We start from the raw sequence: 9,515 nt of genomic DNA, 5'->3' as shown, positions 1-9,515 counted from the left end.
GAACCATGACCGAGGAATTCCGTCGCCCACCCACAGACCCCTCGACACTCGGGCAGGGCCCACCAGCCCCGGCGCGGCCGCCGGTCGGTCCGCCGGCGACGCCACCGGTGACGCCACCGCCGCCCGCCGGGGCCCCGTCCCCCGTGTCGACCACGCCCGTCGAGTCCGGGAGGCACTCCGGCGGGGGCACGAAGGAGGCCGCCAAGGAGGAGGCCTCGAAGGTCGCCGGCAGCGCCAAGGACGAGGCCGCCCAGGTGGCCGGCAACGCCAAGGACCAGGCCGCCCAGGTGGCCGGCAACGCCAAGGACCAGGCCACCCAGGTGGCCGGCACGGCCAAGGAGGAGGCGCAGCGCGCGGTCGGCGAGGCCAGGAGGCAGGCACAGACCCTGCTGCACGAGGGACAGACCGAGCTGTCCACCCAGGCCGGCACCCAGCAGGAGCGGCTGGCGCAGGGCCTGCGCGCCTTCTCCGCCGAGATGGGCCAGCTGGCCGAGGGCGCCGAGGAGCCGGGCATGGCGACCCACCTCGCCCGCTGGGCGGCCGAGACGACCGGCGACGCCGGCCGGTGGCTCGAGGGCCGTGAGCCGTCCGCGGTGCTCGCGGAGGTGCGCAGCTACGCCCGCCGCAGCCCCGGGACCTTCGTGCTCATCGCCGGTGGGCTGGGGCTGGCTGTCGGGCGGATCGCCCGCAGTCTCAAGGACACCGGGGACGACGAGCCGGCCGGCGGGTACGACACCTCGCCCACCGCCACCACCACCAGTCTCCCGCCGACCGGCAGCCCCGTCGGCTACGGGACCGCGACCCCGACCGGGACGACTCCGGACGCCCGTCCGCCCGGCCTCACCTACGGCACGGACGAGCAGGGTGGGCTGCGATGACCACGCCACCCGGTCCCCCGCCCCCCGGCGGCGCGGCGCCTCCCCCTGGGACCGTCCCGCCTGGCCACCTGGGGGCCGCCGTCCCGGCGGTCACCGTCCCGGAGGTCCCGACCTCCGAGCCGCTGCCCTCCTCCGACACGAGCATCGGGGAGCTGGTCAGCAACATCACGCAGGACTTCTCCACCCTCGTCCGCCAGGAGATGGATCTCGCCAAGGCGGAGCTGACGCAGTCGGTCTCGAAGGCGAGCAAGGGCGCCGGCATGTTCGGCGGTGCCGGCCTGGCGGGGTACTTCACCCTGCTCTTCCTCTCCCTGGCCCTGTGGTGGGCGCTGGGGACGCTGATCGCCGACGAGGACACGGTGCCGGCCCTGGGCTGGTCCGCGCTCATCGTCGCGGCGATCTGGGCAGTCGTCGCGGCCGTGCTCGCGCTCACGGGCCGCAAGGAGATGAAGGAGGTCGAGGGGCTCCCCCTTACCTCGCAGACCGTGAAGAAGATCCCGGACGCAGTGAGAGGACAGGACCACTGATGGCCACCAACGACCCGGACCAGATCCGTCAGGACATCGAGGGCACCCGCAGCGACCTCAGCCAGAACGTCGACGCGCTCACCGACAAGGTGAGCCCGACCAACATCGCCGAGCGCCAGAAGGAGAAGGTGCGCGGCGCCGTGACCGACGCCAAGGACCGGATCTTCGGCGCGGCGTCCGACACCGCCGGCTCGGTGCGCGACCAGGCCGGCCACGTCGCCGGCATGGCCACCGGCGCCCCGGCACGGACGAAGGAGAGGGCCGAGGGCAACCCGCTGGCCGCCGGCCTCGTCGCCTTCGGCGCCGGTCTGCTGCTCGCCGGGCTCATCCCCTCCTCCCGCAAGGAGCGTGAGCTCGTCGAGCAGGCGAGGTCGAGCGACGCCGTCGGCCAGGCGACCGAGGAGGTCAGGACGGTCGCGCGGGAGAGCGCCGAGAGGCTCAGGGAGCCCGCCCAGCAGGCCGTCCAGGACGTGAAGGACACCGCTACGGAAGGGGTCCAGCGCGTGCGCGAGGAGGGCACCGGGGCAGCGCAGGACGTCGGCTCCCACGCCCAGGAGGCCGCACAGGACGTGCGCACCCAGGCCCAGGAGAAGGCCGGTGAGGTCCGCTCGCAGGCCCAGGACTCTGCCCACGAGGTCCGCGACGAGCACTGACACCCGACGCACCGCGGGCCCTCCTGCCGCTGCGGCAGGAGGGCCCGGGGTCGTGCGATCCGTGTCAGCCGAGCGTCTCGGGGGCGACGAGGAAGCCGTCGTCGTCGACGATCGCGCCGCCCACGGCCGCGTGGAGGGCGAGGGTCACGCGCTCGACGAGCCGGGCGGCCTGCTCCCGCTGCCGGCGCAGCGCGAGGGGCGGGCGAGGACCGAGCGCGGTGGCCGGGTCGTCCGGCCGCCAGCGCACCTCGTAGGTGATGACCCCGCCGCGGGCCCACGGCTCGCCGCGCAGGACGAGCGGGGTGTGCTCGCTGCCCGCGACACCGACCTCGAGCAGCCCGCCCGGCGCCGGGGCCGCGCAGGCGTAGCCGTCGAGGACCTGCGGCTGGGAGAGGACAGCCTCGTCGAGCGCGTCGGCCTCGGCGTGCAGCCAGGCCCGTTCGCCCTCGTCCAGCTCGGCGACCGCCGCCGCCCGCTGCGGGGCGACGCCGGCGTCGAGCGACGGCACGTGCGCGGGCGGGTCGACCTCCTCGTCGGTCGTGATCCCGGGCAGCACCGGGGCGAGGACCTTGAGGCACGCGTCCGGCTCGAGCCACACCGTCGTGTGGACGGTGAGGTCGACGGCGGAGGCGGGGTCGGGCACGAGGACGGTGCCGGTGCCCGCGACCCGCAGCGCGCCGGCGAGCCGTCGCGCCTGGGCGAGGAGATGGTCCAGGACGCGCCGCTCCAGCCCGACCGGCTCCCCCTCGGGGAACGCGTCGAGCAGCCCGCCCAGGCCCCGCAGCTCGGGCGGCACGGCGCCGCCGCGCTGGACCGGGCAGCGCAGGAGCATCGCCGAGGCGGCCCAGGAGGGCAGGTCGAGCGCGGCGCGCACGGTGTCGTCCACCTCCCACGGCCCGGTGAGCAGGGCGTCACCGGTGAGCCGCAGCGAGCTCGGCGCCACCCAGCCGGCGTCGTCGAAGTGCGAGACCGCCAGCGCCTCCACCTCCTCCGGGGACACCTCGGCGGAGAGCACGAGCAGGTGTCGGGGAGCGGCCAGGCCGCGGTCGAGGAGGGGGAGGTCGCTCACCGGAGTGGGGTACGGCTGAAGTTGAGGTGGGAGCGGGAGGCGGTCGGGCCGCGCTGGCCCTGGTAGCGCGAGCCGCGCACCCCGGTGCCGTACGGGTGCTCGGCCGGGCTGGAGAGCTGGAAGAAGCACAGCTGGCCGATCTTCATCCCCGGCCACAGCGTGATCGGCAGGGTCGCGGTGTTCGACAGCTCGAGGGTGACGTGGCCGGTGAACCCGGGGTCGATGAAGCCGGCGGTCGAGTGGGTGAGCAGGCCGAGACGGCCGAGGGAGGACTTGCCCTCGAGCCGGGCCGCGACGTCGTCGGGGAGCGTGACGAGCTCGTAGGTGGCGCCGAGGGCGAACTCGCCCGGGTGGAGCACGAACGGCTCGTCGGGCGCGACCTCGATGAGGCGGGTGAGCTCGGACTGGTCCTGCGCCGGGTCGATGACGGCGTAGCGGTGGTTGTCGAAGAGCCGGAACCAGCGGTCGAGGCGCACGTCGATGCTCGAGGGCTGGATCATCGCGGGGTCGTACGGGTCGAGCTGGACCCGCCCGGCGTCGATCTGGGCCCGGATGTCACGGTCGGAGAGAAGCACGCAAAGATTGTGCCTCACGAACACGAACGGCCCGACCCCGGAGGGGCCGAGCCGGTGGAGCGGGTGACGGGAATCGAACCCGCGCCGTCAGCTTGGGAAGCTGAAGTTCTACCATTGAACTACACCCGCGTGGCAGTGCCGCAGGCGCTGCCGGAGTCCGAGTATAGCCATCGCCGTGCCCGGTTCGTAAAACTCCGGCACGGTGAGCGACGCGGCACGCGCCCGACGGGTGGAACCTCGCAGCCTCACGTACCGTTGTCCAACTGTGAGTACTCAGGCAGAACCCCCGCCAATGTCCGTCGTCGTCGGCGGCGGCGATGACGACCTCCGCGCCCCTGTCACCGAGATCCGGCGGGTGCTGCGCGCGACGACCCCCGGCACCGGCCTGGCCACGATCCTCGACCTCGGGGCGGGCACCACCCAGCTCGACCAGACCCGCCACCTCATGATCGGCGCGGTCGAGGAGCTCACCGGCCTGCGCCTCGGGGAGCTGCAGGCGCTCACCGCCGTCGCCGAGGGCGTGGACCACTACCGGGCGATCGCCCGCTACACGGGGCAGGCCGACGCCGCTGCCGCCGCGACCGTCGACGGCCTGGTCCGCAAGGCGCTCCTCGGCCGCCACCACCACCCGGCCGAGCCGAACTCCGCGGCCGAGCCCACGCTCGTCCACCTCACGCCCAAGGGCCAGGCCGTCCTCGGGCAGTCCGAGGCCATCCGCATCCGGCTGCTCGACACGCTCGCGCAGTCGCTGAGCCCGACCGAGATCGACCAGGTCCGCTCCGCTGCCGACGCCCTGCGCCTCGGCCGCCGGCCGGAGATGTGGCGCCCGCAGATCGGCGGCGCGGCCGTCTGAGTCAGACCCCGACGCCGCGGCCCGGACGCGCCGGCCGCCCGCCGGGCTGCAGCCGCTCGAGCACCGGGGCGAGGATCGCCGCGAGCGCGGGCACGTCCTGCTCGCCGAGCGCGTCGAAGACGAGCTCACGGACGTCGTCGACGTGCGCCGGCGCCGTCGCGACGACCTTGGCCAGACCCTCGGGGGTGAGCCGGGCGATCCGCGCCCGGGCGTTGTGCGGGGAGCGCTCGCGCACCACCCAGCCGTGCCGCTCGAGGCGGGTGAGGACGTGGGACAGACGGGACAGCGAGCCGGAGGTGAGCTCGGCGAGCTCGCTGAGCTGGAGCGTGCGGTCCTCCTGCTCGGAGAGCATCGCGAGGACCATGTACTCGTAGAACGTGATGCCGGCGTGCTGCTGCAGCCGCGTGTCGAGGGCGCCCGGGAGCGTCATGAACAGCTCGCTGATGCTCAGCCAGGTGGTCCGTTCGACCGGGGTGAGCCAGCGCGGCTCGTCGTCGCTCATGGTGCGTCCTCATGTCTCATAGTTGAGTCTTCAAGTGTCCCGCCCGGGAGCGCGGCTGTCAACGTCCCACGAGCGTCCACAGCCGGTCGGCCACCACCCAGGTCGCGCCCGCCAGCGCGAGGACGAAGGACACGGTCCACACCGCGCGGGGCAGCGGGGTGATCCGGGCGAGCACGGCGGGGTCCGACCCGCTGCCCGGCTCCCGGGTGACGGCGCCGAGGTGGCGCCACGCCCCGAGCACCAGCATGACACCGACGGCGAGGAGGGCCAGCCCCTGGGCCTCGCCGTCGCCGGACCACCACAGCCAGCCGGTCGCCCCGAGGGCGGCGAGCATGACGAGGACCGTGTAGGCCGAGCGGGAGCGGAGCAGCCCGACGAGCAGGACGCCGGCCGTGACGAGGAGGACCGGCGGAGCCCACCCGGAGGTCCCGGCGAGGACGGCACCGGCGCCGACGAGCGCCGGGGCCGGGTAGCCCGCCCACGTCGTCGCCACCCTGCCCGGCCCGCGGGAACGGCCCACCGTCACCGCGTGCCCGGACATGTCCGGTCGCAGGACCAGCCCGGTGAACGAGCGACCGACGAGCACGCCGACGACCGCGTGCCCGAGCTCGTGCACCACGGTGACGACGACGCGCAGCGCCCGCCACAGCGGCGGGAGGGCGACGACGAGCAGCCCGGCCGCGAGCGCCGCCCACACCGCGGCGGCAGGCAGCCCGAGCGTCGCGAGCGCGGGGCCGGGGCGCGTCCGGTCGGCCACCGCCGTCCACACGTCGAGGAGGTCCACCCCGCCATCGTGCCCGTCGCCGCGGCGCGGGTCACGCCACGGGTAGCCTTCGGCCGTGGAGACAGCGCCCAGGCTGGTCGTCGCGGCGGCCGTCGTCGACGACCTCGTCGCGCCGCGCCGGCTGCTGGCGGCGCGCCGCTCCGCCCCGAGCGACCTCGCCGGGATGTGGGAGCTGCCCGGCGGGAAGGTCGAGCCGGGCGAGGACCCCGCGGCGGCGCTGCACCGGGAGATCCGCGAGGAGCTCGGCGTCGGCCTCACCCTCGGCCCGCCGCTCCCCGGTCCGCTCGCGGGCGACTGGCCGATCAACGACCGGCTGCGGCTGCGGGTGTGGCTGGCCCTCACCGACGGGGAGCCGCGGCCCCTCCTCGACCACGACGACGTGCTGTGGGTCGACGCCCCGGGCGCCGCCGGGCTGAGGTGGCTGCCGGCCGACGGGCCGGTCGTCGCCGCCGTGGGCCTGGCGCGCTGAGCCCGCCGGGGTGGGCACGGGTCACATGACCTCGGCGCACCACACGGACTGCTCGTCGAACCGGTGTCCGCACGTGTCACCGAACTCCTCGTAGCCCGAGCCGAGGGGCGACTCGAGGTAGAGGTCGTCGCACGCCTGGCCGTCCCCGGCCTCGCACGCGTCCCACAGCCGGTCGAGGTAGGGGTCGTCGCCGTAGGTGCTGTCATCGCCGACCGCACCGAAGATCGAGGACGCGGCGAAGACGAGCGCCCCGACGAGCAGGACGGCGGCGGCCACGATCGCCACGACGAGGCCCACGCGTCGGCCGCGCGGCTCGGGCAGCTGGTAGCCGTAGGCGTCGAGCGGGGAGCCGGAGACGGGCCCGTAGCCGGACGGCGCACCGTAGCCGGACGGCGCACCGTAGCCGGACGGGGCGCCGTAGCCGGACGGTGCCGTGTGGCCGGAGGGTGCCGGGGTGCCGCCGTACCCGCCCGGGCCGGGCGCGCCAGGGCCGGCCGGTGGGGCGTAGGGGTTGGCGCCCGGTGGGGCGTAGGAGTTCGCGACGGGACGACCGGCGGGAGGCGCGCCCGGTGCGGGGGACCCGCCGGACGCCCACGGCCCGGTCTGCGGGGAGAGGGGGCGCGGGGAGCTAGGGACCGACCCGCTCGGGGGCCCCGAGGGCGGCGGGTAGCCGGCGGGCCGGCGACGAGCGAGCGCGGCGTCCACCGCGTGGTCCCCCAGCGTGCCGAGCCACTCGACGACGCCCGGCGGGGTGGCCGGGTTGGCCGCGACGAACTGGCGCAGGTCGGGCCGGTCGGCGGCCATGCGGGCGAGCGTCTCCGGGGGCGTGGCCGGGTTCGTCGCCTGGTAGACGGTGAACGTCATCGCCCGCCTCCCCCGTGCTCGTGGACGAGGTCGACGACCTCGCGCAGCGCCCGGGCGTCGATCTGGCCCGGCGCGGAGGGCCGGTCAACGGCACCGAAGGTCAGCGCCGAGCCGAAGACCTCCCCGCACAGCCGGCTCACCAGGCCGGCCGGGCCCATGGCCATGGTGACCACCGGGACGTCGAGCGTCTCGCGCGCCGCGAGCGTCCCCTCGAGCAGGGCGAGGACGTCGCGCGGGCCGCGGGCGGTGACGGCGAGCTTGACGACGTCGGCTCCTGCCGCGGCCATCGCGGCGAGCAGGTCCGTGATCTCGGCGGCTGAGGGGGTGGCGTGCACGTCGTGCGCCGAGACGAGGACCGGCAGGCCGGCCTCGCGGGCACGGGCGAGCAGGTCGGGCAGCACCGCGTGCCGGGCGGCCTCGAGGTCCACGGCGTCCCCGCCGCCCGGCTCGAGGAGGGAGGTGACGGCGGCGGCGTAGGCGGCGTCGTCGAGCGTGGCTGCGCCACCCTCGTGCGCGCTGCGCACGGTGAGCAGGAGCGGGGTGTCGCCCAGGCGCTCGCGCAGCGCGGCCGGCAGCCCGGTGACCGGGGTGCCCGCGGCCAGGGCGTGGTCCGCCCGCCACTCGGCGACGTCGACGCCGGCGGCCAGCACGCGCCCGGCCTCGGCGAGCAGGTCCGCAGCGCGCGGGGAGCTCAGGGAGGCCGCGACCTTGGCGCGCCCCTCCCCCACGGGCACGCCGCGCAGACGCACGACCGCACTCATCCGGACCTCTCCTCCGCTCGGCACCGGGAGCACACTACCGACAAGCCCGCGGCGGGGGTCACACCGGCCCGGGAGCCGGTCGGTCAGGGCGACAGGGAGGGCACGGGCAGCCCGAACCGCTGCCGCAGGGCACGCCGGGCGGCGTGGAAGCCGTTCATCCCGTGCACGCCCGGGGCGGGCGGCGTCGAGGAGGAGCACAGGTAGACGCCGGGGACGCCGAGGCCGTAGGGGTCCCAGCGGCCGGTCGGACCGCGCAGCACACGCCCCATCGTCACCGCCCCGCCGGCGATGTCGCCGTCGACGAGGTTGAGGTTGTGCTCGACCATCCGCGCGGCCGGGATGCCGCGGCTGCGCACGACGACGTCGCGGAAGCCGGGCGCGAAGCGCTCGATCTGGCGGATGACGTGCTCGGTGGGGTCGACGGTGGACCCGGCGGGCACGTGGGCGTAGGTCCACAGCGGGCGCCGCCCGTCGCGGGCGCGGCCCGGGTCGGCCACCGAGGGGTCGGAGAGCAGGACGACCGGACGCTCGGGCAGGACGCCGCGGGCGACGTCCGCCTCGGCGGCCGCCACCTCCGCGCGGGTGCCGCCGACGTGGACGGTGAACGCGCGCCCGACGTCGGGCACCGCCCACGGGACCGGCCCGTCGAGCACGAAGTCGACCTTGGCCGCCGCCCCGCCCCGCGGGGCGCGGGTGAGCCGGCGGGCGACCGCCGGGGGCAGCCGCTCGCCCCAGATCTCCGCGGCCACCGCCGTCGAGGTGTCGAGGAGGTAGCTGCGGGCGCGGGGCAGCTCACGCCAGCTGCGCACCCGCACCCCGGTGCGGACCTCCCCGCCGTGGGCACGCAGGTCGGCGACGAGCGCGTCGGCGATGGCCTGCGAGCCGCCGACCGGGATCCGCCACCCGGTCGTGTGGGCGAGCGTGCCGAGCATGAGCGCCACCCCGGCCGGGGCGAGCGCGGGCAGCGGGGCGATCGCGTGGCCGGCCACCCCGGCGAGCATCGCGGGCGCCACCTCCCCGGCGAAGGGCAGGCTCCACAGCGCCGTCCCCTCGACGAGCGTGCGCAGGCCGAAGGCGACGGCGCCGCGCATCCCCTGCGGCGAGCGCAGCTGGGACGGGATGCTGCGCATGTCCCCGAGCGTGGCGCCGACGACCGCCTCCGCGTCCCGCACGAGCGGGCCGAAGGTGCGCCGCCACGCCCCGCCGTCGGCGCCCAGGCCCGCGACGGTGCGCTCGAGGTCGCGCCACGCGAGCCCGGCGCGGGCACCGTCGAGCGGGTGGGCGTAGGACAGCTCGGGGGCGACGAGCTCGACGCTGCGGGCGGGCAGGTCGAACGCGGAGAGGAACGGGCTCGCGGTGGCGAGCGGGTGGACGGCGGAGCACACGTCGTGGACGAGGCCCTCGCCGAGCCCGAGGTCCAGGGTGCGGGCACCGCCGCCGACGGTCGTCTCGGCCTCGAGGAGCAGGACGCCCAGTCCGGCCCGCGCCATCGTCACCGCGGCCGCCAGGCCGTTGGGTCCCGAGCCCACGACGACGACGTCGCGTGTCTCCCTGGAACCCGGCACCACCTCATTGTGTGG

The 9,515-nt window shown here is 76.1% G+C and carries 12 protein-coding genes and 1 tRNA gene; 5 read left to right on the top strand and 8 right to left on the bottom strand.

The genetic code is table 11. The features are described 5' to 3' along the window. The first annotated feature begins 143 nt into the window (after positions 1 to 143). The 3 genes from FHE66_RS07560 to FHE66_RS07550 are packed head-to-tail and all read left to right on the top strand — an operon-like array spanning position 144 to position 2,058. Complete coding sequence (locus FHE66_RS07560; protein ID WP_139072345.1) at positions 144 to 878, top strand: hypothetical protein; 735 nt, start codon at positions 144 to 146, stop codon at positions 876 to 878. Beyond that, positions 875 to 1,405 (top strand): phage holin family protein, encoded by a 531-nt coding sequence (locus tag FHE66_RS07555; RefSeq protein ID WP_139072344.1) that lies wholly within the window; start codon positions 875 to 877, stop codon positions 1,403 to 1,405. Before FHE66_RS07560 ends, FHE66_RS07555 begins: the two co-directional genes overlap by 4 nt. Next, positions 1,405 to 2,058: a DUF3618 domain-containing protein gene (locus FHE66_RS07550; protein WP_139072343.1), complete on the top strand. Its 654-nt coding sequence runs from the start codon at positions 1,405 to 1,407 to the stop codon at positions 2,056 to 2,058. Before FHE66_RS07555 ends, FHE66_RS07550 begins: the two co-directional genes overlap by 1 nt. A gap of 64 nt (positions 2,059 to 2,122) precedes the next feature. Here the strand turns inward: FHE66_RS07550 and FHE66_RS07545 are convergent, their stop codons facing one another. The 3 genes from FHE66_RS07545 to FHE66_RS07535 form a co-directional block, all read right to left on the bottom strand. Next, positions 2,123 to 3,127: a hypothetical protein gene (locus FHE66_RS07545; RefSeq protein WP_139072342.1), complete on the bottom strand. Its 1,005-nt coding sequence runs from the start codon at positions 3,125 to 3,127 to the stop codon at positions 2,123 to 2,125. Further along, positions 3,124 to 3,702 (bottom strand): dCTP deaminase, encoded by a 579-nt coding sequence (gene dcd / locus FHE66_RS07540; RefSeq protein WP_139072341.1) that lies wholly within the window; start codon positions 3,700 to 3,702, stop codon positions 3,124 to 3,126. Before dcd ends, FHE66_RS07545 begins: the two co-directional genes overlap by 4 nt. A gap of 55 nt (positions 3,703 to 3,757) precedes the next feature. Next, positions 3,758 to 3,831: transfer RNA gene (locus tag FHE66_RS07535), tRNA-Gly, on the bottom strand. Between the two features lie 163 nt (positions 3,832 to 3,994). Here FHE66_RS07535 and FHE66_RS07530 point away from each other — a divergent pair. After that, the gene (locus FHE66_RS07530; RefSeq protein ID WP_139072340.1) at positions 3,995 to 4,555 is read left to right on the top strand and encodes a hypothetical protein; all 561 of its coding nucleotides are present in this window, start codon (positions 3,995 to 3,997) and stop codon (positions 4,553 to 4,555) included. A gap of 1 nt (position 4,556) precedes the next feature. Here FHE66_RS07530 and FHE66_RS07525 read toward each other — a convergent pair whose 3' ends face one another. Both FHE66_RS07525 and FHE66_RS07520 read right to left on the bottom strand, forming a co-directional pair. Further along, positions 4,557 to 5,057, bottom strand: coding sequence for a MarR family winged helix-turn-helix transcriptional regulator (locus FHE66_RS07525; protein ID WP_139072339.1), 501 nt, complete (start codon positions 5,055 to 5,057; stop codon positions 4,557 to 4,559). Positions 5,058 to 5,115: 58 nt separating this feature from the next. Beyond that, positions 5,116 to 5,841, bottom strand: a complete 726-nt coding sequence (locus FHE66_RS07520) for a M50 family metallopeptidase (protein ID WP_139072338.1) — start codon at positions 5,839 to 5,841, stop codon at positions 5,116 to 5,118. Positions 5,842 to 5,896: 55 nt separating this feature from the next. Between FHE66_RS07520 and FHE66_RS07515 the strand changes: the two genes are divergently transcribed. Beyond that, complete coding sequence (locus tag FHE66_RS07515; RefSeq protein WP_139072337.1) at positions 5,897 to 6,310, top strand: (deoxy)nucleoside triphosphate pyrophosphohydrolase; 414 nt, start codon at positions 5,897 to 5,899, stop codon at positions 6,308 to 6,310. A gap of 21 nt (positions 6,311 to 6,331) precedes the next feature. Here FHE66_RS07515 and FHE66_RS15995 read toward each other — a convergent pair whose 3' ends face one another. From FHE66_RS15995 to FHE66_RS07500, 3 genes are all read right to left on the bottom strand, one after another. Beyond that, positions 6,332 to 7,174, bottom strand: a complete 843-nt coding sequence (locus FHE66_RS15995; protein WP_304364100.1) for a hypothetical protein — start codon at positions 7,172 to 7,174, stop codon at positions 6,332 to 6,334. Beyond that, positions 7,171 to 7,935 (bottom strand): type I 3-dehydroquinate dehydratase, encoded by a 765-nt coding sequence (gene aroD / locus FHE66_RS07505; RefSeq protein WP_139072336.1) that lies wholly within the window; start codon positions 7,933 to 7,935, stop codon positions 7,171 to 7,173. The genes FHE66_RS15995 and aroD overlap by 4 nt, the downstream gene beginning before the upstream one ends. 83 nt (positions 7,936 to 8,018) lie before the next feature. Further along, positions 8,019 to 9,500, bottom strand: coding sequence for an NAD(P)/FAD-dependent oxidoreductase (locus tag FHE66_RS07500; protein ID WP_139072335.1), 1,482 nt, complete (start codon positions 9,498 to 9,500; stop codon positions 8,019 to 8,021). Positions 9,501 to 9,515: the final 15 nt, after the last annotated feature.

This window comes from Georgenia sp. 311 (assembly GCF_006151955.1).
GTDB lineage: Bacteria > Actinomycetota > Actinomycetes > Actinomycetales > Actinomycetaceae > Oceanitalea > Oceanitalea wutianyii.
Note: the sequence above shows the minus strand (reverse complement) of the source record. Positions and strands in the feature narration are given on the sequence as shown.

Excerpts from the sequence above, each read along its gene's own strand:
- FHE66_RS15995 (WP_304364100.1), bottom strand. The coding sequence starts at position 7,174 with ATGACGTTCACCGTCTACCAGGCGACGAACCCGGCCACGCCCCCGGAG.
- FHE66_RS07555 (WP_139072344.1), top strand. The coding sequence starts at position 875 with ATGACCACGCCACCCGGTCCCCCGCCCCCCGGCGGCGCGGCGCCTCCC.
- FHE66_RS07550 (WP_139072343.1), top strand. The coding sequence starts at position 1,405 with ATGGCCACCAACGACCCGGACCAGATCCGTCAGGACATCGAGGGCACC.
- FHE66_RS07525 (WP_139072339.1), bottom strand. The coding sequence starts at position 5,057 with ATGAGCGACGACGAGCCGCGCTGGCTCACCCCGGTCGAACGGACCACC.
- FHE66_RS07530 (WP_139072340.1), top strand. The coding sequence starts at position 3,995 with ATGTCCGTCGTCGTCGGCGGCGGCGATGACGACCTCCGCGCCCCTGTC.
- aroD (WP_139072336.1), bottom strand. The coding sequence starts at position 7,935 with ATGAGTGCGGTCGTGCGTCTGCGCGGCGTGCCCGTGGGGGAGGGGCGC.